Origin of the sequence: Desulfofalx alkaliphila DSM 12257 (genome assembly GCF_000711975.1) — a bacterium.
In the GTDB taxonomy this organism is placed as follows: domain Bacteria; phylum Bacillota; class Desulfotomaculia; order Desulfotomaculales; family Desulfohalotomaculaceae; genus Desulfofalx; species Desulfofalx alkaliphila.
Window position 1 is genome coordinate 269,472 of the sequence record NZ_JONT01000001.1, and the last position, 24,392, is coordinate 293,863.

Consider the following 24,392-nt stretch of genomic DNA (forward strand, 5'->3'; position numbering starts at 1 on the left):
TGCAAACCTGTGCCCGACGAACTGCTTGTTAAATACTATATAGGGAGCGGCTTGTATTGACTGATATTAATGTGTTAGATAACTTAACTAAGGTACAAAAACAAATTAAGGAAGCGGAATTGCGCGGTGGTCGACCCCCCGGCTCTGTTAAGCTGTTGCCGGTTACCAAAACCGTACCCCAACAATACATTACCCAAGTAATGGAGGCCGGGATTGTTGATTTTGGTGAAAACCGTGTGCAAGAACTGGTGGAAAAATACCGGCACTTTCCCAAGGCCAACTGGCACATGATTGGCCATTTGCAAACCAACAAGGTTAAAAAACTGTTGGGGAAAACGGTGTTAATTCACTCGCTGGACCGTTGGTCGCTGGCAGAAAAAATCAACAGTTTATCCCTAAGCAACAATATAAAAACCAAAGTATTAGTTCAGGTTAACGTTTCCGGTGAAAAATCAAAGTACGGTTTAAATCCGCTGGAGCTGGAAGACTTTATTTACCACGCCATTGACTTAGAGGGCATAGAAATACAGGGTTTAATGACCATGGCCCCTTTTGTTGACAAGCCCGAAGAAGTCAGACCTGTGTTTAGGGAACTTGCCCGGTGGCGGGATAAATTGGCATCCCGGTGGCCCGGCATAAGGATCTTATCCATGGGCATGACCAATGATTTCACAGTGGCCATTGAAGAAGGGGCGGATATAGTTAGGGTTGGTTCGGCCATTTTTCGTAGACAGACGCTATAAAATAAGGGGGCGGAAAAATGAGTAAAAGGTTTATGGATAAAATGATGGGTATTATTGGCTTGGAAGAAGAAATAGTGGATGATGAACAGGAGCAAAAAGGAGTTGACAACGCCTGGCAGGGTAAGCAAAAGGCCAATATAGTCAGCTTGCACAGTCAACGTCAGGTGCAGGTTGTTGTTGTAGAACCTTCAACCTATGATGAGGTGCAAGGCATTGCTGATAATTTAAGAAACCGGTGCCCGGTAATAGTAAACTTAGAAAAATTAGATGCTGACTTAGGACGCCGGATAGTTGATTTTTTAAGCGGCTCTACCTATGCTTTAAACGGTAGCATGCAAAAGGTGGGCCAAAACATCTTTTTATTTGTGCCTAACAACATTGATATAGCCAGCGAAATTAAAGAACGGGTGCGGGAAAAGGGCATCTTTTCCATTCTGCAGTCATAGTTAATTAGGGGGAGATTTTATGCCTTTGGATGGGCAGCTGATTGGGTTTTTGGGTGGCGGCGTTATGGCAGAGTCGTTAATAGGCGGCTTAATAAAAAATGGCATTGTCAAGCCGGAAAAGATTTTTGTAAGTGACCCAGACGAAGAAAGGCTGCAATTATTAAAAGAAAAGACCGGTATTAAAACTGTGGCTGATAACCTGCAGTTAACCCAGTCAGCCCAGCTGCTAATAATTGCGGTAAAGCCCCAGGTGATCAGTGAAGTACTTGCTGATATTAAACAAAATATTAAGGCTGAACACTCAGTAATATCTTTTGTGGCAGGAATATCGACAGATTACATAGAAAGTTATTTAGGCGGCACACCGGTGGTAAGGGTTATGACTAATACTGCCTGCCTGGTTTCAGAAGGTGCCAGCGCCTTATGTGGTGGTAAATATGCCGAATCTAAACATATTGATATTGCCAAAACAATTTTTTCTTCGGTGGGCAAGGTAGTTACCGTTAAGGAAGAATTGTTAGATGCGGTGACCGGCCTTTCGGGCAGCGGACCGGCTTACATGTATGTTATTTTAGAAGCGCTGATAGATGCCGGTGTTAGGGTGGGCTTGCCCCGTAAAGTTGCCACCGCCCTTACTACGCAAACAATGCTGGGAGCGGCCAAAATGGTGTTAGAGACAGGTGAGCACCCCGGACGGCTAAAGGATATGGTTATCACCCCTGGGGGTACAACGTCGGCGGGAATGTACGCCCTTGAAGACGGGGGGCTGAGGGTAACACTGATGAATGCTGTAATGGCCGCCACAGAACAGTCTAAACAAATGTCTAAAGGGCCAAAATAAGTAATGAGGTGGGTGGATTTTGAAGATAATTTACGATATTGTTAATGTAGGTTTTGAAGTTTATAAATTTATGTTGCTTGGGCGTATTATTTTATCATTTGTAAAGCACAACCCCTACAATCCGGCCATTAGATTTATATATGATTTGACAGAACCTTATCTGGGAATTTTCAGGCGTTTTATTCCTCCGGTGGGTATGATAGACTTCTCACCCATTGCTGCTTTCTTTACCTTAGCCATCATCCAGTACTGGCTTGTATTACCGCTAATTAGGGCGATATTCTAATGTCAGTGATAGACCGAGAGCGGATATTAAACCGTTATGCAGGTGCAGAGGAGAAAACACTGCTGGCCCGGGTTATGGATATGGCAGAAAATGTACTCAAAAACCACCAGCCGGCAGTTACTGATTTTTATGACCCCTACCACACCGGCCTGGTACGTTCTGCCATAAACCCAATAGCGGATCTGGAAACCTATGTGGATGGCGGATACCCCGAAGCTGAACGCTGTCGGGTGGTGATATATCCTGATTATTTGCCGGTGGAAGAGGTGGATGCAAAATTAGCCTTTCTGTCGGTGGAAGGCAATTTTAAACTGGCAAAGGTTAACCACCGGGATTACTTAGGCTCTTTAATGGGCCTGGGGCTGAAAAGAGAAAAAATTGGCGATCTAATAGTGGACGAAAGGGGTGCCCAATTGGTGGTGGATGCCGATGTGGCGTCCTATATCAGGGCCAGCCTATGTAAGGTGGGCAGGGTGGGGGTTACGGTTAAGGAAATCACCCGCCGGCAGCTGCAACTGCCCCAAGCCAAGATTAAAATAATAAACGCCACCGTAGCATCAATGCGCCTGGATGCCGTGGCGGCGGCAGGTTACGGTACATCCCGCAGTAAGCTGCTCAGAGAGATCCAAGCGGAAAGATTAAATCTAAACTGGGCCACCTGCAGTAACCCGGCCGCCCCCGTAAAAGAAGGGGACATGCTTTCAATGCGAGGCCGCGGTAGAGTAAAGGTTGCAGAGCTTAAAGGTAATACAAAAAAGGGCCGTATTTCATTAGTGCTACATAGGTACTTGTAGAATTATTTATTAAAAGGTGGTGTCATCGGTGCTTACTCCCCTTGATATTAGGCAAATGGAATTTAAAAAGAACTTTCGGGGTTATGATGAGCGGCAGGTGGACAAGTTTATGGAAGAAGTTGCCGATGCAATGGAAGAACTGTTGCGGCAAAACCATCACCTGCAACAGAGTCTGGCAGATAGCGAAACCCGCCACGAAAAATACCGTGATATAGAAGAAGCAATTAAAAACACACTGGTAATTGCCCAGAAAAACGCCCAGGACATGAAAGAAACCGCAGACAAGGAAATTAAAGTAATGATGCGGGATGCAATGCAGCGGGCAGAGAACATAATTCAACAGGCGGAAGAAGAGGGCAAAAAAATAATTGCCGACGCCCAGGCCCAGGCAGAAGAAATAGAGAAGAAATACCGTGAAATACAAAAGCAAGCGGAAGTTTTTCGCACACAGTTTCGCACCTTCTTAGAGGTGCAGTTAGATCTCATTAATAATGAGGACCTGGCGCAAAAAAAACTTTTGGAAGAAGAGACAAATGACCAAACAAATGAACAGGAAGAGGCGGTATAGCCAGACAAAAAGTTGACCGATAACATTACTTTTTGTATAATTGTGTAATGCAATATAATTAAACAAATAATACCTATGATCGGAACAGTAGGCATGGTTTAAATGTTACAGAGAGCCCGCCATGGTGGAACCGGGTACATTTCCCTTGCTGAATATCCTCCGGGAGGTGTGCGACTCCAAAGGTTTTACAACCCAGTAGATCGCATCGGCTACACCGACGTTAACGGTGCTTGAGTGATTCAGGTATGCCATACGCCTGTTTCACAAGGGTGGTACCGCGGAAAAATCCGTCCCTTGGGGGGCGGTTTTTTTATTTAGCAATCATAATCGGGTATTTTTGGCAGTGGCTACAGGTATTTTAGTCGGATTGTGCCCATGGGCATAGCCGGTTAACATAAAAAACTTTGAACTTGGAAAGATAAAACTAATTAAGAGGTGAGCAATTAATTATGGACTATGCTAAGACACTCAACCTGCCCAAAACGGATTTTCCCATGCGGGGCAACTTGCCCAAGCGGGAGCCGGAAATATTAAAATGGTGGGAAGAAATTGATATTTATAAGCAAGTGCAAGAGAAGAACCAGGGCAGACCAAAATTTATTTTACACGACGGCCCTCCCTATGCCAACGGCCACATTCACCTGGGCCATACACTGAACAAGGTATTAAAGGATATGATCGTTAAATACCGCTCCATGGCGGGCTACGATTCACCATATGTGCCCGGGTGGGATACCCACGGCCTTCCCATTGAGCAGCAGGCCATTAAAAACCTAAAAATTAACCGACATAAGGTGCACCCGGTGGACTTTAGGAAGCAGTGCAAGGAGTATGCCTTAAAATTTATTGATATTCAAAGGGAAGAATTTAAACGCCTTGGTGTGCGGGGGGATTGGGAAAACCCCTACCTTACCTTGCTGCCCCAGTTTGAAGCCAAGCAAATTCGTGTCTTTGGCGAAATGGCCAAGGCAGGCTATATCTACAAAGGGCTCAAGCCGGTTTATTGGTGTGCCAGCTGTGAAACTGCCCTGGCTGAAGCGGAAGTGGAATATGCTGACAAAAGCTCACCGTCCATTTACGTGAAGTTTCCGGTGGTGGACGGCAAAGGCATCTTGCCCGAACAAGAAACATATGTGGTAATTTGGACCACCACCCCCTGGACAATTCCTGCTAACGTGGCCATTGCCCTACATCCGGAACTGGATTATGTACTGGTGCAATTGGATGATGAAAAACATCTTCTTGCAAAAGAGCTTTTAGAGAAATACTTAGAGTTAATAGACCGGCAAGGGGCCCAAATATTGCAGCAATTTAAGGGTGAAGAGCTGGAGCGTGTGGTCTGCCGGCACCCCTTTGTAGAAAGAGATTCATTGGTTATTCTAGGTGATCACGTGACCACTGAAACAGGTACAGGGTGTGTGCATACAGCGCCCGGCCACGGTGAAGAAGACTTCTTAGTGGGTAAAGAATACAAACTGCCGGTTATATCTCCGGTGGACAATCGGGGTACCTTTACCGCCGAAGGCGGCAAATTTGCCGGACAAAAGATATGGGATGCCAACAAAGATATTATTGATGAAATAAGCAGTCAAGGTAAGCTGGTGCACCAAGATAAAGTTCAACACTCTTACCCCCACTGCTGGCGTTGTAAAAACCCGGTGTTTTTCCGGGCCACCGAGCAGTGGTTTGCTTCAGTGGAAGGATTCCGCCAAAAGGCACTGGATGCCATCCGCAATAAGGTGCAGTGGATTCCTGCCTGGGGTGAAGATCGCATTTACAACATGGTGGAAGGCCGCAGTGACTGGTGTATTTCCCGCCAGCGCACCTGGGGCGTTCCCATTCCGATTTTCTACTGTAAAGACTGCGGCAAAGAACTGATTACCGAAGAAACCATTGCCCACCTGGAGGAAATATTTGCCGAGCATGGTTCCGATGCCTGGTTTGCCCGGGAGGCAAAGGACCTGATGCCCCAAGGCATCACCTGCCAATGCGGCGGCACAGCCTTTGAGAAAGAAACAGACATCATGGATGTATGGTTTGACAGCGGCAGCAGCCATATGGGCGTGCTAAAGCAACCTGATTTGTGGCCCGAACTGCGCTGGCCGGCCGATTTATACTTAGAAGGCAGCGACCAGCACCGGGGTTGGTTCAACTCATCCCTATCCACTGCCGTTGCAGTGACCGGAGAACCCCCCTACAAGGCGGTGCTGACCCACGGTTTTGTGGTGGATGAAAAGGGCCGCAAAATGTCCAAGTCAATGGGTAACGTGGTAGACCCCTTAAAGGTAATTAACCAAATGGGTGCCGATATTTTGCGCCTTTGGGTGGCATCCACCGATTACCGGGGCGACTTAGCGGTCTCTAACAACATTATTAAGCAAATGACCGAATCTTACCGCAAAATTCGCAATACCTGCCGCTTCTTAATGGGCAACATTCATGACTTCGACCCTGCACAGCACAGTGTAGCCTATCAAGAATTGCTGGAGCTGGACCGCTGGGCACTGCTGCGCTTGCAAAGGTTAAACGAGAAAGTACTAAAGGCTTACGATAACTATGAATTCCACCTGGTTTACCATGCCATCCACAATTTCTGTGTGTTGGATATGAGTGCCCGTTACTTGGATATTATTAAAGACCGCCTTTACACCGCCCCGGCCCAATCCCAAGAACGCAGGGCGGCTCAAACGGTGCTCTACCTGGTGTTAGACTCCTTAGTGCGGCTGCTAACACCCATACTGGCCTTTACCACAGAAGAAATCTATCGCTATATGCCTAAAGGCTCGGACGCACCCCAAAGTGTGCAGTTGTTAGATATGCCTAAGTTAAAGGAAGAGTACATCGACCTGGAACTGGAGCAAAAGTGGGATCGATTGATGCAGGTGCGGGCGGAGGTGCTTAAACACCTGGAAAATGCCCGCCGGGAAAAAATTATCGGTAATTCCTTGGAAGCGGCAGTGCATGTTTATGCCGACGAGGAACTGTATAACTTCTTAAAACCAATGGAAGAACAATTGCACATACTGTTTATTACTTCCAAAGCCCAGCTGTATAAGGGCATCCCTGCGGATGCTGTCACCGGCGAAACCATTACCGGTATGGCCCTAAAAGTAGAATCGGCACCGGGAGAAAAATGCGAGCGCTGCTGGATGTACCACGAAGAGGTGGGGCAGAGTGCAGAACATCCCACCCTGTGTCCCCGCTGCGCCGGTGTGGTAAACCAATAAGATAATCACTGTCAAAACCCGGGAATTATTATCCCGGGTTTTGGTTGTTGTGTGACAGAAAATTTGATAAACTGTATTAGTACAATAATACATTATTAGCAAAATATAACTGAGGGCCGGCTTCAATACCTGCATATATTTATTAAGGTTTTGAATCTTTAAAAGGGGTGAAAAGGTTGATTAAGTGTACCATCTATCCGGAGAAAGTGGCGGATTTAAGCAAAGAAGAAATGGAGGCTTTAATTGTTTCTGTTTTACACCATGTTAACCGTTCAATTACCTACAACACTGGCCCCATTGAGTTATCCAATCGCATTTTAACAGAACTGGTGGAGAAGGACTTGTTAGATGTAATAGGCGGGGGTTGCGGAGGATGCACCTCCTGTGCTCCACCCATGAAATACGGTAAACCCAAAGAAGGCAAGGTTATTAAATTCCCCACCAAAGAGTAGCTGTTAGTGGTTTTTGGCCTTATAATCGGTAATCAACCCTTTTTTTATACGCTGGGTGATAATACCTCCGATACGTCCTGCTTCTTTGGCGTTGAGGCTCCCCCAGCCATACTTGCGTATTTTATCTCCCAAACCCAATTCTTCGGCTATTTCTAACCGCAGCAAATCTTCTTTTGTGGGTGGCTTAGGTTTCTTTCTGTTAGCTTTTTTCTTTGTCATTATTTAAACACTCCTTTCTTAGAATAAAAACCGAAATCCAAAACCCTTCTCAGCCAAGAGAAGGGTTTCTCGGTGAAACCCGCAAAACATTTCAGCCACCGCTCGCCCTGTAACATATTATAGGCAGTTACCTGATAATTATAAGGACCTGTCAATAGGAAACATTTTGCATAATCGGCAGGAACTAAAAGTGACAGTGTCGAAAAATTAACTACCCACCTTATAAAGCGGAGAAAACACTTCCATGCGGTTTTCTCGGCCTTATTTGTTACATACTAATACAACGGTAGACAATGATACGGAGGTTAAATAATGTCCGAACTTAAACGCACACCCTTATATCAGGTTCACCTGCAGACCGGGGCAAAAATGGTGGAGTTTGGCGGTTGGCATATGCCGGTGCAGTATCAGGGTATTATCAAAGAGCACCAAGCCACCAGAGAATCTGCAGGGCTGTTTGATGTATCACACATGGGAGAGATACTTGTGGAGGGGGCCGACGCTTTACCCTTCTTACAGCGGCTGGTGACCAACGATGTGTCTAAGATTGGCATTGGCCGGATCCTTTATACCCCCATGGTGAAAGAAGACGGTGGAACGGTGGATGACCTGTTAATATATAACCTGGGGTTAAACCGTTACCTGCTGGTGGTAAATGCCGCCAATAAAGAAAAGGACCTGCTGTGGATAGAATCTCACCTCAGCGGCCAGGTGGGAGTGGCAGACAAGTCTGATGAATACGCCCTCTTGGCACTGCAAGGCCCTGGGGCAGAAAAAATTCTGCAGCAAATTACTGCCTTGGACCTAAAAACCATAAAAAAATACCACTTCACTGTGGGAGCGGTGTCCGGGGTGCCATGCTTGGTGTCTCGCACCGGCTACACCGGCGAAGATGGATTTGAGCTCTACTGCCATCCTGAAGGGGTAGAGCAGCTGTGGCATGCACTGATGGAGGCCGGCAGAGATGAAGGACTGACTCCTGCGGGACTGGGGGCCCGGGACACCTTGAGAATGGAGGCGGCCCTGCCCCTCTACGGCCAAGAGTTATCGGAAGAAATAAACCCCCTCATGGCAGGTTTAGGCTGGACTGTGAAATTTGATAAGGAAGACTTTATAGGTAAAGGGGCCCTGCTAAAAATAAAAGAGCAGGGGGCGGACCATCGCTTGATCGGCCTAGAAATGGTGGGGCGGGGCATACCCCGTACCGGATACCAAATACAGGCCGGGGGACAGCCTGTGGGTTGGGTAACTTCCGGCGGCTTTGCACCTTCATTAAATACCAACATAGCATTGGCCTACGTTAAACCGGAGTTTGCAGCGGTGGATACCGAATTAGAGGTGCTTATTCGGGGTAAGGAAATAAAGGCCAAGGTAGTTACAAAACCTTTCTACAAAAAAAGCCTTTAAGTAACGGCTCTTATAAATTATGCATTGGATCAGATAATTAAGGAGGAATAAATATGAGCAAAGTACCGGTAGAACTGAAGTACAGCAATGACCACGAATGGGTATTGTTAGAAGGCAACCGCGCAACGGTAGGTATTACTGACTATGCGCAGCAGTCCTTGGGGGACATAGTTTTTCTTGAATTGCCCCAGGTGGATGACATTATAGAAGCAGGGGACGCCTTTGGTGTGGTGGAGTCTGTTAAAGCCGCTTCTGATTTAATGATGCCCCTCACCGGCAAGGTGATTGAGGTTAACGAAGAGCTGATGGATTCGCCTGAAATTATCAATGAAGACCCCTACGAAAAGGGTTGGATGATAGTGGTAGAGTTTACAGACGCATCTCAGATAGAAGATTTGCTGTCCAGCGAACAGTATGAGCAACTAATAGAGGAGAATGCCTAGTGAATTTCATTCCCCATACCGAAGAAGACCTTCGGCAAATGTTGACCGAGCTCGGTGTTGATAGCATTGAGCAGTTGTTTGCGGAAATACCCCGGGAAGTTAGGCTGCAGCAAACACTGCAAATACCCGGCCCCATGGCCGAACCCCTGCTGGCCAGGCATTTAAACCGGCTGGCGGCCAAGAACAGCCAGCTGCTGTCTTTTTTAGGGGCCGGAGCATACCAGCATTATATACCCAGCGCAGTGCGACACCTTATTATGCGTTCAGAGTTTTACACTGCCTACACACCCTACCAGGCGGAAATGAGCCAGGGAATGCTGCAGGCCATATTTGAGTATCAAAGTATCATCTGTGAGCTAACCGGCATGGATGTGGCCAATGCTTCAATGTACGACGGAGCTTCTGCCACGGCCGAGGCGGCCTTGATGGCCTGTGCCGCCACCAGGCGCAGCAAGGTGCTCATTTCTAAAACGGTGCATCCGGAATACCGGGAAGTGCTGCGCACCTATGCCCTGGGGCCGGAACTGCAGATAGAAGAAATTGATTTTGAAGAGGGAGCCACCGACCTTAATCATCTAAACCAACTTCTGGATCAAGAAGTGGCAGCGGTTATAATCCAGCAGCCAAACTTTTTTGGGGTACTGGAAGACTTAACCGCCATAAGCCAGGCTGCCCATGGGGCCAAGGCACTGACGGTGGCCTGCGCCGACCCGGTGGCCTTGGGATTAATTGCCGACCCGGGCAGCTGTGGTGTAGATATTGCAGTGGGTGAAGGCCAGAGCTTAGGTATCCCGCTGTCCTATGGCGGCCCCTATCTGGGATTTATGGCCTGCACCGATAAACTGCTGCGCCGCATGCCCGGACGTATAGTGGGAGAAACCACTGACAGTAAAGGGCAAAGGGGTTTTGTGCTTACGCTCCAGGCCAGGGAGCAACATATTCGCCGTGAAAAGGCCACCTCAAATATTTGCTCCAATCAGGCCCTCTGTGCCCTGGCAGCCACTGTGCACCTAAGCTTGCTGGGGCCGGAGGGGTTAAAACAGGTGGCTGAGCAATGTTTGCAAAAGGCTCATTTTGCCTATCAAGGGATAATAAATCTGCCCGGCTTTAGTCCGGTGTGGTCGGCCCCCTTTTTTAAAGAATTTGTAGTCCGCCTACCTCACCCAGCGGAAGAAATTAACAAGGCTCTCTTGGACCAGGGCATCATTGGCGGATTAAACTTGGCTGAATACTACCCTGAAATGAAAAACTGCATGCTATTTTGCGTGACCGAAGTCCATACCAGGGAAGAAATAGAGCGATTAGTAGAGGCCTTAAGGGGGTTTAGTAAATGACCGAACCACTGATTTTTGAAAAATCGCGGCCGGGCCGTCAGGGCATAGCTATGCCTGACAGTGATGTACCCCATCAGCCGGTGGAGCAGCTGCTGCCTGCCAATATGCTGCGCCGGCAGGCACCCGGTCTGCCTCAAGTTAGCGAACTTGATACAGTGCGCCATTACACCAGGCTATCCCGCAAGAACTTTGGTGTGGATGTGGGTTTTTACCCCCTGGGTTCCTGCACCATGAAATACAATCCGAAAATTTGTGAAGATGCCGCCAACCTGCCGGGTTTTACCCAGCTGCACCCCTATCAGCCCGTGGAAACGGTGCAGGGGGCACTGGAACTGCTCTACCATACCCAGAATTACCTGGCGGAAGTAACCGGCATGGATGCCATATCACTGCAGCCTGCCGCCGGTGCCCACGGTGAGCTTACCGGCCTCTTGATAATTAAGGCCTATTTAGAGCATAAAGGTGAAAAGCGAAATAAAGTAATTGTGCCCGACTCAGCCCATGGCACAAACCCTGCCACCGCTACACTGGCCGGCTTTAAGGTGGTAACGGTGAAGTCTGACAGGCGGGGTAATGTGGATGTCGATGAATTGCGCAGTCTGGTGGATGAGCAAACCGCTGCCCTTATGCTTACTAACCCCAATACGCTGGGTTTATTTGAAGAAAATATTCTTGAAATTTCAGAAATAGTGCACAAGGCAGGGGCCTTGCTGTACTACGACGGGGCCAATATGAATGCCATTATGGGTATCACCCGCCCCGGCGATATGGGGTTTGATGTGGTGCACCTAAACCTGCACAAAACCTTTGCCACTCCCCATGGGGGCGGTGGCCCGGGCAGTGGCCCGGTGGGGGTTTCTGCGCAATTAGAACCCTTTTTACCTAAACCTGTGGTCGTTAAAGAAGACAATGGCTACCGGCTGGATTACAACCGGCCCTTATCCATTGGCAGGGTGCGCAGTTTTTACTGCAGTTTTGCTGTTATAGTAAAGGCCTACACCTACATGCTTTCCCAGGGAGGCAGGGGCTTAAAATCGGTCAGCGAGCATGCCGTGCTCAATGCCAACTACCTCATGCACCGCCTGGCGCCCCATCTAAATATGCCCTTTGAACGCCACTGTATGCATGAGTTTGTTTGCCAACCGAAGAAGGGGCTTAAGGAGAAGGGAGTGCGCACCCTGGATTTAGCCAAACGAATGGTGGACTATGGATACCATCCACCCACCGTTTATTTTCCGCTGATTATTGATGAAGTGATGATGATGGAACCCACTGAGACGGAGAGTAAAGAAACACTGGATGATTTTGCAGACAGTGTTATTAAAATACTGCAAGAGGCGGAAGAAGAGCCGGAACTGGTCAAGACGGCACCCCACAATACCGGTATAGGCCGTTTGGACGAAGTTAGGGCTGCCCGGCGTCCGGTGCTGAGATATAAGGCCAATGACAGCAAATAATTTATTGACACCTAAATCTTAGAATGATAAAATTAATTTGAAGTAAATAATTCAAGTCAGGTCTTATAAACCGGGCCTTAGGGCAGCGGGAATTTCCCGTGGGACAGTCAAAATCGACCCCCACGGGTTTTTGTTTTAGAGCACCTTTCCCAAGGGTTCATCCCCGCGGTCTATGTTTGTCTTAATTTCATTTTCAGCTTGTGCCCGCCGGGCACGGCAGTAGTTTTATAGAGGTTCGATTTATCGAACCCACCGGTAGGGAGGATTTATTCTTGGATTCTAAAGCGAAGGTTGCCCGCCTGGCAATGATATCAAACAGTTTTTTGCTTGTGGGTAAACTGACGGCGGGTATAATGATGGGATCAATCAGTGTCATTTCTGATGCTATGCACTCAGGGTTAGATGTGGTGGCATCCTTCATAGCCTTTTTGTCAGTGCGTCAATCGGCTAAACCGGCAGACGATTTACACCGATACGGCCATGGAAAGTATGAAAATCTTGCCGCCATAGTAGAGGCACTTTTGATTGTTTGTGCGGCACTGGCCATACTTTGGCATGCTATTCCCAGACTGATTTACGGTCAAGGGGATGTGGATGCTTTAGGGCTGGGCATGGCTGTGATGATGGTGTCCGCTGCTGTTAACTGGTATATTTCATCCCGTTTATTTAAGGTGGCCAAGGAGACAGACTCCCCTGCCTTAGAGGCAGATGGCTGGCACCTGCGCACCGACGTCTATAGCTCGGTGGCAGTATTTATTGGTATTGTGTTAATTAAAATCACCGGTTGGCATATCATTGACCCCATTGTTGCCATATGTGTAACGGTATTGATATTAAGGGTGGCTTTTGGATTATTGCGGGATTCCCTGGGCAGCATGCTGGATACCAGTCTGCCGGCAGAAGATGAGGAAGTCATTCATAAATTGTTAAAAGGTCATGAAAGGCAATATGTCAGCTACCACAAGCTGCGCACCAGAAAGGCCGGTTCCCACCGCCATGTGGATTTACATCTGGTGGTGCCCCGGTGCAGAACAATACAGGAGGCGCACCAACTGTGCGATGCAATTGAAAGTGAAATAGAAAAGGAGCTGCCTCTCAGTACCGTTTTGATTCATAGTGAACCATGCCGCCCGCCGGAGAATTGTGAAGGGTGTAAGGCAAAATGTCAGGGCAAAAAAAATGAGGAGACTTCCTGTGGGGAGTAAAGTGGGGGATAATTTTAATGGCGGACCGTGTGTCCGCCATTCTTACATATAGTAGGATATTGTTTTGTTCTTGATGTTATAGCTATATCTTTCTGTATTGCTTTTAGATCCGCTACCAAGGGAGAAGCTGTCAAACCTCCAATCGGCAGGCAAGCTTAAACGGTACTTGGCGGCTAAATGTCTTACAAAAATTTCATACAATATATTAAGAAATTCCCGATAAAGCATTTGCATTTTAGTATTATAGCTAATTAACATCATTAGGTCAGTAATTGTCTCTGATTGGGGCAGTGTCTTTCTGCGCAAGCGATACCTTCCTTTACCCGGGGTGCCCGGTTTTTGCTGCACCGGACGCACCAATTCAAAGCCCAATTCTTCGATGTCATTAATATAACGATAGATGTTCCTTGTGCTCACCTTACATAATTTAGCGAGCTCATCCAGTGTGGCTCCTCCGGAAGGAGTTTTTTTTCTTAAATATTGTAACATTAGTTCTATGTTTTTGCTGCGGTTGTGTCTAACAGTGCTTAGCCTTTCTGCTTTAGACATTTTCAAACCCCCACATAATATTATAGGTTAAGTGCCCTTATAAATCCCTGCATAATCAATATCCTTACTGAGGCAGTATTTATTAATTAATTAAAATAAAGTACATTCAAAATATACAAGGCATGCATAATATCAGACAAGATTGCCTATGCCCAGCCATTTAAGACAATTGTAGCATAATATTAATAAAATTACCAGGGGGAAACTGTCTGAAATCATATAGGGTGAGTTTAAAAACACACTTATACCACTGTGGTGCTGCTAAATCTCATTAAATCGGCCATTTATCATGACCGGCCAACCCTTATCTATGGCTAATAACTGATTAGTGACCGACTGAGCCCAAGATGCCCGATGCGGCTACAACCAGTACCGCCACTTCAACGACGGCAATGGTTAAAAAGGCAGTGTCCTTTTTCTTAAAATATGCAGGAACTAAAAAGGCCAAATAACCTATAATGGTTAAGCTGGCTAGCCAGGCGATGCCCAGAATGCTTAAAAAGTTACCGTATTCTAGCATGCCCAGCCATGCCCACCCACTGGGTGTTCCGGTGGCGCTTATAAACTGTTCACTGCTTAAATGCCAATAATGGGCCACCTCGTGGGGTTGAATATTACCGGGAACAACACCAAATATATAGGCTAAAAAGGTGACAGACAGCATTGCAATACCAATTAAGGAACCGTATTTTATCATCTTTGCATAAGCAATTTGCTCTTCGGGTACAAGCATTCTGCCGCCTCTACTGCGCTTGTGTTTACGCTTCTTTCTATCTGTATGAATTTGTTGATTACTTAATTTTTGTTGAGTCATTGTGCTACCCCCTATCTATTAAATCTATATAAATCTATTAAATTATTCCCAAACCCTTTATCATTGAGTTGATACCGGCGAACAAGAGCATGAAGATTACCAGGTATCTAACTGCCTTAGGCTTAGATTTAGACAATAACCTTACACCCACAAGTGAACCTAACATAATACCGATAACCGAAGGAATGGTAATAATGGGCAAAACAGCACCTTTATTTAAGTAAATCCAAGCGGCGGAAGTATCAGTAATGGAAAGAAGAAACTTACTGGAGCCCACTGCTAACTTTAACGGGGCACCCATTAAGAGGTTTAGCACCGGTACGTTGGCCCAGCCTGCACCTAAACCAAACATTCCGGCTATTAGGCCAATCAGAATAAAGGCTAAGTAGCCCTGGGCGGTGCGCCAAACGGTCCATTTGATTTGTTTACCGGTGGATTCTTCCACATAAGTACCGGATATGTTTAACCGGCGGGCTATTTTGTCGGGGCCGGGTACATTTGGAATATCGCTGTCTTTGGAAAAGATAAACAGTGCGGCTATGGCGCATATGGTAACTCCCATTGCCACCTGTAAAATATCTTGGGGTAAGGCTAAGCCTATAAAGGCTCCAATTATGCTAAAACTGGATGCAATCAATGCAACGGGCAAGGCCAATCGCAGGTTGGCCAAACCCTTAATAAGCAAGCTGGGCCCTGCGGCCAGTGCCCCTGCCAAGGCCACAATCAAACCTGCCCCCCTAACAAAGTCCAGGTGAAAGGGGAAGAAGGTGCCAACAATAGGTACAAACAATACTCCTCCGCCAACACCTGCCAGTACCGCTATGATACCCAAAATAAATGTAGTAAAAAACAAGAGTACAGGCCATACCCACCAGGCAGTATCGGGATTGGATGATGCTGAAAAAATTGAGTTAGTTACATTTGGTAAAGCAGAAGAGACTTTTAAGTATAGGAAGCTAAAATGTTCTGCTAGATTGTTTATCATTAATCAACCTCCGACTGAAATTTCTAAATATACAAGCAATATTGCTAAAACATCTTGATTATTGAATGATATCAGACTCACAACCCAGAACCCCATTAACATTAATAATTAGCAATAACATTTTTCATAAAAATGAATGTATACCCTTAAACAACAATATTTTTGTGTTATAATAACAATAAGTAGCTATGCTTGCCGGTGTTTGTTAACAAAATAACAATCTGTTTTCATTAAATATTTACCCAAACACCGGAATTACAAACAATACCAATTAGACACCAAAGTGCGTTGCTTAATAATAGACTGCAACATAAGAAATTGGCTGATTTGATTCAATTATACCATAAGTTTACCAAAATCAACAGGGACAAACTGTATGAAATCAAGCAATAGTAATGGGAAGCGCTCGGAAATACACTGTTTATGTGGAGGGGGTGCATAAAAGCTCTCTTTTGAAAGGATTTTGGTATGCCTGCTTTTGTTGTTGTTTCTGATTTCAACCGGAATAGCTGCACGGCACCCCGGTAAAAAGAGAGAATTACCTATGGGCAGGTGTGCAATAATGACTACTAAGTGTTTGATAACAAACAGCTGTCTATAACTGTTGTTACTGTTTTATATGTGTGCTACAATAATGAAGTAAAAAAATTGATAAGGAAATAAATAGCTCTAAATTATCGATTCTTTTGTTATAGTAAGTGTTTGCCGAAATTTATCTACCTTTATGTTAGAGTTTACAAAGCGGGGTGAAAAAGAATGATCCCTAAGATACTGATTATTGATGATGAAGAACAAATGTGCAAGGCTTTAAAGGATGCCATGGAAGAGGAAGGCTATCGGGTTATTACAGCCACCAATGGGGTGGACGGCATAAAACTGTTAAAGGATAAAGGCCCGTCGCTTGTGTTGCTGGACTTGGTAATGCCGCAAATGGACGGCATTGAAGTATTAAAGGTTATTAAAGAAATCCATCCCCATATACCGGTCATAATCAGCACAGATTATGGCACCAATGAAACTGCCATGTCGGCCATGAAACTGGGGGCCTTTGACTATATTACAAAACCCTTTGATAAAGAAGAATTGAGGATGGTTGTAAAAAATGCCCTTGATTTGAGCCAATTGGTATCGCAGGTTTCTTTCTTAAAATCTGAGTTAAGTAAACAATATGGAGCTATTATTGGGGAGAGCCATGCAATAAAAGAAGTAATAATGCTCATTGAGCGGGTTGCAGCAACCAACGCCACTGTATTGATTACAGGGGAAACCGGTACCGGCAAGGCAGTAACGGCTTTGGCAATTCATCAGGCCAGCAACAGAAAGGATCGGCCATTTGTGGCCTTAAACTGTGCTGCCCTGTCCAAACAATTATTGGCAAGTGAGTTATTTGGCCACGAAAAAGGGGCCTTTACCGGTGCGGTGGCATTAAAGTATGGCCGCTTCGAAATGGCCCATAAGGGAACTATTTTCCTTGAGGAAGTTGCCGATATGCCCCTTGAACTGCAGGAAAAACTATTAAGGGTAATTAAGGATAAGTCCTTTGAACGGGTGGGGGGAAATCACTCCTTGAATGTGGACGTGAGGGTAATAGCCGCTACCCGTAAAGATATTGGCAAAGCAGTGGAAATGGGGGAGTTTAGAGAGGATTTGTACAATCGGCTCAATGTGATAAACATTCACCTGCCGCCGCTGCGTGAACGCAAGGAAGATATTCCGCTTTTGGCCAGTAATTTTTTATCCAAGCATGCCATAGGAACATACCCGGTAAAAGGTATTTCTGACGAGGCTATGGAATTATTAATAAATTATCATTGGCCCGGTAATGTTCAAGAGCTGCAGAATGTCATTGAAAGGGCGGTAATCATTTGTCCGAAGGAAGAAATTACTCCGGAGCATTTACCCAAAGAGCTGCAGCGCAACACCGATGCCCAGTCTGAGACAATAATAGATCTTCCTGAAGGTGGCATTTCGCTGCACCAGGTGGAAAAGGAACTGATTTTAAAAGCCTTAGAAAAAAGTGCCGGCAATCAAACTAAGGCTGCACAACTGCTGGGCATTACCCGGTCAGCACTTATTTACCGCACTCAAAAATACAATATAAAATTAAATTAATAATAGAAGGGGTAACGTCATAATAAATATGGTGTCATCCCTTCTATTTTTTACTAGCCCATGTTCTTAAAGCCCTGCTGGCGCAGTGCTTCATACAGTACAATTGCCACAGAATTGGATAAATTCAATGAACGCATACCGGCAATCATAGGAATGCGTATACATTTGTCTTTATTGGCTGCCAGCAGTTCCTTGGGTAATCCGGCAGTTTCTTTGCCGAAAACTAAAAAATCCCCCGGTTGATATTTTATTTCACTGTAAGAGCGGCTGCCCTTGGTGGTAACGTACCAAAACCTGCCCTGGGGATATTTTTGCTGCACTTGGGCAAAATTGTCGTAATAGTGTAAGTCCAGTGTATGCCAATAGTCTAAACCGGCCCTTTTTAAATGCTTGTCGTCGGTGGAAAAACCAAGGGGTCTGACAAGGTGTAAGCCGGTCCCGGTCACTGAACAGGTGCGGGATATGTTGCCGGCATTTGCCGGTATCTCCGGTTCCACTAAAACAATGTGCATTTATTTCTCTCCTTTTAAACGATGGGGGCATAAATCCCATAGAACACAATCATTGCACTTGGGACGCCTGGCGTCACAGGTTTCCCGCCCGTGGGCAATAAACCAGTGGTGGGCAGGTTGCCACAATTCTTTATCAATACAGGCCATTAATTCCTGTTCGGTGGTATTTGGGTTTTTGCCGCTGGCCAAACCCAGACGATGGGCTACCCGGTGTACGTGGGTATCCACCGGAAGTGTGGCTTGATTATAAGCTACCCCTAACACCACCCCGGCTGTTTTGCGCCCTACCCCCGGCAGTGCTTCCAGAGCCTCTCGCCGGTCGGGTACCTTACCTTGATATTTTTCTACCAACAGGCGGCAGGTCTCGACAATTGCCTTGCTTTTATTGCGGTGTAAACCGCAGCCCTTTATTTCCTCTGCCAGTTTTTCCGGGGTTAGCTCTGCAAAGTGTCGGGGAGTGGGGTATTTCTCAAAAAGTTTTTCAGTGATAATATTTACTCTTTTATCGGTGCATTGGGCACTTAGTATGGTGGCCACCAGCAACTCAAAGGGGTTGCGGTGATTTAACCCGCACTTGGCATGGGGGTAGGCAGCATGTAAACGCTTAAGAATCTCTCTTACTTGCCCTGTCAATGCTATTCACCCAGTAACTTTGCATGGTCAATTTTAATGCATCGGTTCATAATCATTGTGATCTTGTTGTCCTGGGCTATTTTTGCAGCCTCGTCGTTTTGTATGCCCAACTGCAGCCAAACTGCCTTGGGCTTTTTTGCAAGGCTGTCTTCCACCACCGGGGGTGTATCAATGCTGCGGCGGAAAACGTTCACAATATCTATGGGGTCCGGTATTTCGCTTACCTTTTTATAGGCTTTTTCCCCCAAGACCGAGTCTAACTTGGGATTTACCGGAATAATTCTATAACCCTTTTCCTGTAGGTATTTGGCTACCATGTGACTGTCGCGCTCGGGTTTGTCGGAAAGGCCCACCACAGCAATTGTGCGGGCTTCTTGCAGCAAATTTTTAATTTCATTTTCGGTGGGATTTAAAAACATTTCTTACTTACCTCCTGAATAGTAGTCCATTTAATAATATACCAAAAACGCTACAAATTAAGCTAGGGATATTGTTGAAAATATTCTAAATAGGATGAGTCTGCAAAAGTAAAATCCGAGGCACTGCCTCGGATTTTATTATCCATAGATATATATCAATGCAGGTACAATTATTGTAAGAGCTGTAATGAACCAGAGAAATTGACCCCTATAATCCTTTGCCGGTTGGCGGTAATTATGTTGGTAGTTCTGCAAAATTTCTTTATCCATCATGGGGCATCCCTCCTTAAAACGTTTTTTGTCCCGATGGATTATGTACATTTTATCACAAATAAGCCCTTAGTAAAGGGAAGTTAAGGGCAATTATTCACCTTGGCAAGCCATGATCCTTATTATTTATAAAGGGCTTTCTCGGTTTGTGCTTTTTATTACAAATTGCGGGGGTGTCAATTAATTCTACTCTTATTTTAGGGTGTCAACATATGTTTTGGACAGAATTTAACTTAAGTAAACGATAATTAGCCGGGTGGTGTTGACAAAACCATGGGCTATAATCCCAGGAAGCAGTGAACCGGTCCAGTAATAAAGGGCTGCCAGGCCCATGCCCACCAGGGCAATTTCTACGAACCAAAGGGTGCTTAAATGTACCGCTGAAAAAAAGAGCCCGGAGGCGATGACACCGGCAACTACCCCCCACCTTTCAATAAAGGCCGGCAGGGCAAATCCGCGGTAATAGATTTCTTCGGCGATGGGGGCAATTAATCCGGCTATCAAAAGCGGAGAAAGCAGCTGCAGTGGGGTGGCTGCAGCGGCAGCCATTGCTACCAAGGGATTGCTGTTTATATCTGCAGCCAATACTGATACAAAAATGTATCGCACTGCACCGGACAGCCCCAATAAACCCACACCCCCGACTAAACCGATGAGGATGTTTTTTCCCAAGGGCCTAAAATTTAAACCTAAATCCTCTAGGGTGCCAAAGCGCATCACAAAGGCTAAGGTAAGAACAATTAAAATTAAGCGATCTAAAATACTTAGAATATCCTGTGGTGCCGGGGCAAAGAGGGGTAAAATGACTCTGGCAATAATAAAAACCACCATAATTCTTAGAATTAGGACGGCGGCAACTTCTTTTATGCCCCACCTGGGCCTGGTCTCTATCATAAAAAAACCTCCCGTATTCTATCTAACTTATTGTTATCCCGGAAGATAGGGATTATATCAGATAAAAAATTACTGCATTAGCGCATATTATCAATTTGAATTAAGTAAATAAAGGTCATTTAACGTGGTAATACTAGAACTTAGTTTAATAAGAGAAATTAACTAAAATCATTATTGGTTTTTTTATATGCAATTTAAAAAAATAAGGAGGGAAATCTATGGAGACCCTAACGTCATGGGGTACGGCAGCACTGACTGTTATTGCGGTGCTGCTGGTGTTTGCTTACATGTGGTATCGCTATTTAAAACCCCAAGAACTTAATAAGCTCATTTCAGAGCCTAACCAAGATCAGTTTAGGGCGGAGTTTGCTGAAGAGCTAACATCTTTTCCTGTTTGGGAAAAAAAAGCTCCGCCCCCTGACCCGGAATTACCGCAAAAGTATAATAAAGATTATTTGGTGCTTATGGCCAGGGATCCCAACTGGCTCTATGCCTATTGGGAAATAACCGCCACCTTACAACATAACTTTGTTAGGAAATATGGTGAAGCAAATTGGCATCAATCACATCCGGTATTGCGGGTGTACGATATAACGGGAATTGATGATTTTAACGGCTTTAACGCCAATCACTATAGGGATATCATCATCAACGAGGATAGCTCTGATTGGCACTTTGATGTGGGTGCACCGGATAAAACCTTTTGTGTTGACCTGGGAAGAATACTGCCGGACGGCACCTTTATATTGCTATTGAGATCGAACCGGGTAAATACACCCAGGGCCAATATTTCTGACTGTATCGATGAATATTGGATGCCCATCGAAGGGGTTTACCCGGGGAAAGGTACATTCAGGTATGGGGTCAGTTCGCCCATATTCTATGAAGAATTGCCGGTTAATATCAGTTCACCGGAATTTAATATAAGGAAGCAGTAACAATAACTATGGCTGTGAAAGGAGTTAGCAATGGCAAAAGGATACCTGGCCCTGGTGTTGCACGCCCACCTGCCCTTTGTGCGCCACCCGGAGGACGAATATTTCTTAGAAGAACGCTGGTTATATGAGGCTATCACCGAAACCTATTTACCCTTGATAAAAGCTTTCGAACGCTTAATATATGACAATATCCCCTTTAGGATTACCATTTCCCTTTCTCCTCCGCTCTTGTGTATGTTAAGTGATCCGCTGCTGCAGCAGCGCTATGTAAGACATTTGGAAAGGTTAATGGACTTGGCGGAAAGAGAGGTACACCGCACCCAAGGCAGTGACTTCCATGAAACTGCGCTTATGTACAGGCAGCGGCTAAAGGAGTCATATCACACTTTTTGCCATACCTACCACTGTAATTTAATTGATGCCTTTAAAAGGCTGCAAAACAGCGGCAGAGTGGAGCTGATTACCTGCGGTGCCACCCATGGCTACATGCCCTTCATGAGAAGAAGGGAATCAATATATGCCCAGGTAGAAACGGCTGTCAATGTGTACCGCAAGCATTTTGGGCAAACACCAAGGGGTCTTTGGCTGCCCGAATGTGCCTATGCCGAAGGTGTAGACGAGGTATTAAAGGAATTTGGTATCAAGTTTTTCTTTACTGACACCCATGGAGTGATGTATGCATCCCACCGACCCCGGTATGGCATCCATGCCCCCCTTTATTGCCCCAGCGGGGTTGCGGCCTTTGGCCGGGATGTTCAGTCATCTAAGCAGGTTTGGAGTGCCGATGAGGGTTATCCCGGCGATGCCGATTACCGGGAATACTACCGGGATATTGGTTTTGACATGGATGAAGAATATATCTGGGAATATATTCACCCTGACGGCATTAGGCATAATACCGGCTTTAAGTACCATCGCATTACCGGTAAGGTGGACCTTTCAGAAAAGGCCCCCTATGTACCCCAGTGGGCCCAGTATAAGGTGCAATTACATGCCGGCAACTTTATGTTTAACCGGGAGAGACAAATTGAGCATCTTGCCGGCTTAATGGATCGGCCGCCAATTATTGTGGCGCCATATGATGCAGAATTATTTGGGCACTGGTGGTATGAAGGTCCCCAATGGCTGGAGGCATTGATAAGAAAAATACATGAAAGCGATAAAATAGTGGAGCTGATTACACCGGGGGACTATCTCCGGCGGCACCCGGTAAATCAAGTGGCCACCCCCTGTGAGTCCAGCTGGGGCAATAAGGGCTATCATGAGGTTTGGTTGTGCAGAGAAAACGCTTGGATTTACCGACACCTGCACGAAGCGACGGAAAAGATGGTGGAGCTGGCTAACCGCTACCCGGAAAGCGGCGGCAGCCATCGGCGGGCACTGAATCAAGCGGCCAGGGAATTAATGCTGGCCCAGGCCAGTGATTGGGCTTTTATTATGTTCACCGGCACCACTGTTGAATATGCGGTGCGCCGCACAAAAAGGCACCTTGATAATATGCTGCAGTTATACCGTATGATTACCGAGAACCGCATTGACGAGGCTTGGTTGCAGCATTTAGAGTACAGTGACAATATTTTTCCTGACTTGGATTACCGGGTTTTTCGCACCAGGGGAGGGGAAAAACAACTTGCGGTATAAAAGCAAGGCCACCTTTTTTGTCAAAGGTGGTTTTCTTTTTTCTCGACAGTAAGAATGGAAAAAATACCTGGATATTTATAGGAAGCTAATTAATGGCAGGAAATAAGGTGCCAAAAGTAGAAATATATCGTAAATATCTAAGGTGGTATCTAAGGTGGTATGTATATGAAAAAATATACTAATTTGATATTGTTGCTGTTTATGGCTTTTTTAATATCAATGGTGATGGCCGGCTGCAGTCTTCCCTTTATTAATAACGATGACGGGCAGTCGGACCAAGAGTCAGAGGAAGCGACGCAGCAAAGCCAGTCCCAAGGGGTGGAAGCCCAAAGGGATGATGCAGAACAAAGCGAAAAAAAGGATGAGCCTGAGCCTGCCCCGGAGCCGGCGGTTTCTAAGGATAATGAAGAGCAGCCGGCAGCAGGACCCGGTTTAACCGTTAATCTGCCCGAGCAAATGACTACAAATCATAGTGAGCTGGAAATATCCGGTACCGCCGACAGCCAGTGTACAGTTTATGTCAACGGGCGCTCCATACGGCTTCGCAATGACGGAACCTTTAGCACAGATGTGGAGCTAAAGGTTGGCAATAACACCATCCAGGTTATCGCGGTGGATAATAAGGGCAACAGCACCCGGGTGGAGAGGCAAGTGAATTTTGCTGCCGAAAGGCCCAGCCTACAGGTTTTTGCCCCCAGTGAGAGTACATCCACAACGGTTACCCTTAGCGGCTATACCGATCCCGGTTCTGTTGTTTATATTGACAACAACAAAATAAAGGCAGATGCCAACGGCGGTTTTTCCGGCACGGTGCAGCTAAAAAACAAGGGGAACAATACCGTTAGGGTGGTGGCTGTGAATAATTATGGATTATCTACCACGGTAAACACTGTAATTAAAGGCATACCGCCGCGGATTGAAGTGGCAGCCCCTGACTTGGTTACCACTGACAGAGTGACAATAACAGGTGTGGTGGATGCCGGCAGCACAGTGGTGGTGCTGGCAGGCACTAAAAAGGTTACCGTCAACAGCGGCGACGGCACCTTCAGTGAGACCATAGATTTAGAGCCGGGTATAAATGACATTTTGGTTATGGCTGCCAACTTTTTTGGTAAAACGGAGGTATCGCTGCCGATACTTTATGACGATTATATTTGGTAGTCAACTAACCCGAAGGGGAACCTTCGGGTTTTTATTGGTGGT

At 46.0% G+C, this 24,392-nt stretch carries 26 protein-coding genes and 1 other annotated feature; of the genes, 17 read left to right on the plus strand and 9 right to left on the minus strand.

Annotated features, from left to right (window positions below; all coding sequences use genetic code 11):
- Window positions 1-56 precede the first annotated feature (56 nt).
- The 8 genes from BR02_RS0101375 (at window position 57) to BR02_RS0101410 (ending at window position 7,357) form a co-directional block, all read left to right on the plus strand.
- The gene (locus tag BR02_RS0101375) at window positions 57-743 is read left to right on the plus strand and encodes a YggS family pyridoxal phosphate-dependent enzyme (protein WP_337999107.1); all 687 of its coding nucleotides are present in this window, start codon (window positions 57-59) and stop codon (window positions 741-743) included.
- A gap of 17 nt (window positions 744-760) precedes the next feature.
- Entirely contained in the window at window positions 761-1,189 is a 429-nt protein-coding gene (locus tag BR02_RS0101380) for a cell division protein SepF (RefSeq protein WP_031513474.1), read from the plus strand.
- A gap of 19 nt (window positions 1,190-1,208) precedes the next feature.
- Window positions 1,209-2,030: a pyrroline-5-carboxylate reductase gene (proC, locus tag BR02_RS0101385; protein ID WP_031513476.1), complete on the plus strand. Its 822-nt coding sequence runs from the start codon at window positions 1,209-1,211 to the stop codon at window positions 2,028-2,030.
- A gap of 19 nt (window positions 2,031-2,049) precedes the next feature.
- Window positions 2,050-2,316 carry a YggT family protein gene (locus BR02_RS0101390; protein ID WP_031513478.1) on the plus strand — a complete coding sequence of 89 codons (267 nt, stop codon included), beginning with the start codon at window positions 2,050-2,052 and terminating at the stop codon, window positions 2,314-2,316.
- Complete coding sequence (locus BR02_RS0101395; protein ID WP_031513480.1) at window positions 2,316-3,110, plus strand: photosystem II electron transport protein, Sll1252 family; 795 nt, start codon at window positions 2,316-2,318, stop codon at window positions 3,108-3,110. The genes BR02_RS0101390 and BR02_RS0101395 overlap by 1 nt, the downstream gene beginning before the upstream one ends.
- 28 nt (window positions 3,111-3,138) lie before the next feature.
- Window positions 3,139-3,678: a DivIVA domain-containing protein gene (locus tag BR02_RS0101400; RefSeq protein WP_051688056.1), complete on the plus strand. Its 540-nt coding sequence runs from the start codon at window positions 3,139-3,141 to the stop codon at window positions 3,676-3,678.
- Between the two features lie 66 nt (window positions 3,679-3,744).
- Window positions 3,745-3,976: a binding site (T-box leader), on the plus strand.
- A 151-nt stretch (window positions 3,977-4,127) separates the two neighbouring features.
- Entirely contained in the window at window positions 4,128-6,905 is a 2,778-nt protein-coding gene (ileS, locus tag BR02_RS0101405) for an isoleucine--tRNA ligase (RefSeq protein WP_031513484.1), read from the plus strand.
- A gap of 176 nt (window positions 6,906-7,081) precedes the next feature.
- A complete protein-coding gene (locus tag BR02_RS0101410; protein ID WP_031513486.1) occupies window positions 7,082-7,357 on the plus strand; it encodes a hypothetical protein in 276 nt (91 codons plus the stop codon).
- Between the two features lie 3 nt (window positions 7,358-7,360).
- Here the strand turns inward: BR02_RS0101410 and BR02_RS0101415 are convergent, their stop codons facing one another.
- Complete coding sequence (locus BR02_RS0101415; protein WP_031513488.1) at window positions 7,361-7,576, minus strand: alpha/beta-type small acid-soluble spore protein; 216 nt, start codon at window positions 7,574-7,576, stop codon at window positions 7,361-7,363.
- 312 nt (window positions 7,577-7,888) lie between these two features.
- Between BR02_RS0101415 and gcvT the strand changes: the two genes are divergently transcribed.
- The 5 genes from gcvT to BR02_RS0101440 all read left to right on the plus strand — a co-directional run bounded on the left by gcvT (window position 7,889) and on the right by BR02_RS0101440 (window position 13,422).
- Complete coding sequence (gene gcvT, locus BR02_RS0101420; RefSeq protein ID WP_031513491.1) at window positions 7,889-8,983, plus strand: glycine cleavage system aminomethyltransferase GcvT; 1,095 nt, start codon at window positions 7,889-7,891, stop codon at window positions 8,981-8,983.
- Window positions 8,984-9,036: 53 nt separating this feature from the next.
- Window positions 9,037-9,426, plus strand: coding sequence for a glycine cleavage system protein GcvH (gene gcvH, locus BR02_RS0101425; protein ID WP_031513493.1), 390 nt, complete (start codon window positions 9,037-9,039; stop codon window positions 9,424-9,426).
- Window positions 9,426-10,760: an aminomethyl-transferring glycine dehydrogenase subunit GcvPA gene (gene gcvPA, locus BR02_RS0101430; RefSeq protein ID WP_031513494.1), complete on the plus strand. Its 1,335-nt coding sequence runs from the start codon at window positions 9,426-9,428 to the stop codon at window positions 10,758-10,760. Before gcvH ends, gcvPA begins: the two co-directional genes overlap by 1 nt.
- Complete coding sequence (gene gcvPB, locus BR02_RS0101435) at window positions 10,757-12,217, plus strand: aminomethyl-transferring glycine dehydrogenase subunit GcvPB (RefSeq protein ID WP_031513496.1); 1,461 nt, start codon at window positions 10,757-10,759, stop codon at window positions 12,215-12,217. Before gcvPA ends, gcvPB begins: the two co-directional genes overlap by 4 nt.
- 272 nt (window positions 12,218-12,489) lie before the next feature.
- A complete protein-coding gene (locus BR02_RS0101440; RefSeq protein WP_034638617.1) occupies window positions 12,490-13,422 on the plus strand; it encodes a cation diffusion facilitator family transporter in 933 nt (310 codons plus the stop codon).
- Between the two features lie 42 nt (window positions 13,423-13,464).
- Here BR02_RS0101440 and BR02_RS0101445 read toward each other — a convergent pair whose 3' ends face one another.
- The 3 genes from BR02_RS0101445 to BR02_RS0101455 form a co-directional block, all read right to left on the minus strand.
- The gene (locus BR02_RS0101445) at window positions 13,465-13,971 is read right to left on the minus strand and encodes an HTH domain-containing protein (RefSeq protein ID WP_031513499.1); all 507 of its coding nucleotides are present in this window, start codon (window positions 13,969-13,971) and stop codon (window positions 13,465-13,467) included.
- A 325-nt stretch (window positions 13,972-14,296) separates the two neighbouring features.
- Window positions 14,297-14,785, minus strand: a complete 489-nt coding sequence (locus BR02_RS0101450) for a hypothetical protein (RefSeq protein ID WP_051688057.1) — start codon at window positions 14,783-14,785, stop codon at window positions 14,297-14,299.
- A 37-nt stretch (window positions 14,786-14,822) separates the two neighbouring features.
- Complete coding sequence (locus BR02_RS0101455; RefSeq protein ID WP_031513503.1) at window positions 14,823-15,770, minus strand: sulfite exporter TauE/SafE family protein; 948 nt, start codon at window positions 15,768-15,770, stop codon at window positions 14,823-14,825.
- Window positions 15,771-16,526: 756 nt separating this feature from the next.
- On the opposite strand from BR02_RS0101455, the gene BR02_RS0101460 reads away from it, so the two are divergent.
- Window positions 16,527-17,882 (plus strand): sigma-54-dependent transcriptional regulator, encoded by a 1,356-nt coding sequence (locus BR02_RS0101460; RefSeq protein ID WP_031513505.1) that lies wholly within the window; start codon window positions 16,527-16,529, stop codon window positions 17,880-17,882.
- Between the two features lie 53 nt (window positions 17,883-17,935).
- Here the strand turns inward: BR02_RS0101460 and trmL are convergent, their stop codons facing one another.
- From trmL to BR02_RS0101485, 5 genes are all read right to left on the minus strand, one after another.
- A complete protein-coding gene (gene trmL, locus BR02_RS0101465) occupies window positions 17,936-18,394 on the minus strand; it encodes a tRNA (uridine(34)/cytosine(34)/5-carboxymethylaminomethyluridine(34)-2'-O)-methyltransferase TrmL (RefSeq protein WP_031513506.1) in 459 nt (152 codons plus the stop codon).
- A complete protein-coding gene (gene nth / locus BR02_RS0101470; protein WP_031513508.1) occupies window positions 18,395-19,027 on the minus strand; it encodes an endonuclease III in 633 nt (210 codons plus the stop codon).
- Window positions 19,028-19,029: 2 nt separating this feature from the next.
- Window positions 19,030-19,446 carry a CoA-binding protein gene (locus BR02_RS0101475; protein ID WP_031513511.1) on the minus strand — a complete coding sequence of 139 codons (417 nt, stop codon included), beginning with the start codon at window positions 19,444-19,446 and terminating at the stop codon, window positions 19,030-19,032.
- A gap of 138 nt (window positions 19,447-19,584) precedes the next feature.
- A complete protein-coding gene (locus BR02_RS15960; protein ID WP_274377097.1) occupies window positions 19,585-19,719 on the minus strand; it encodes a hypothetical protein in 135 nt (44 codons plus the stop codon).
- Between the two features lie 225 nt (window positions 19,720-19,944).
- Entirely contained in the window at window positions 19,945-20,610 is a 666-nt protein-coding gene (locus BR02_RS0101485) for a CPBP family intramembrane glutamic endopeptidase (protein WP_031513513.1), read from the minus strand.
- A 218-nt stretch (window positions 20,611-20,828) separates the two neighbouring features.
- On the opposite strand from BR02_RS0101485, the gene BR02_RS0101490 reads away from it, so the two are divergent.
- The 3 genes from BR02_RS0101490 to BR02_RS0101500 all read left to right on the plus strand — a co-directional run bounded on the left by BR02_RS0101490 (window position 20,829) and on the right by BR02_RS0101500 (window position 24,350).
- A complete protein-coding gene (locus BR02_RS0101490; RefSeq protein ID WP_031513515.1) occupies window positions 20,829-21,548 on the plus strand; it encodes a DUF4912 domain-containing protein in 720 nt (239 codons plus the stop codon).
- A gap of 30 nt (window positions 21,549-21,578) precedes the next feature.
- The gene (locus BR02_RS0101495) at window positions 21,579-23,189 is read left to right on the plus strand and encodes a glycoside hydrolase family 57 protein (RefSeq protein WP_031513517.1); all 1,611 of its coding nucleotides are present in this window, start codon (window positions 21,579-21,581) and stop codon (window positions 23,187-23,189) included.
- A 165-nt stretch (window positions 23,190-23,354) separates the two neighbouring features.
- Window positions 23,355-24,350: a hypothetical protein gene (locus BR02_RS0101500; RefSeq protein WP_031513519.1), complete on the plus strand. Its 996-nt coding sequence runs from the start codon at window positions 23,355-23,357 to the stop codon at window positions 24,348-24,350.
- The last annotated feature ends 42 nt before the right edge of the window (window positions 24,351-24,392 follow it).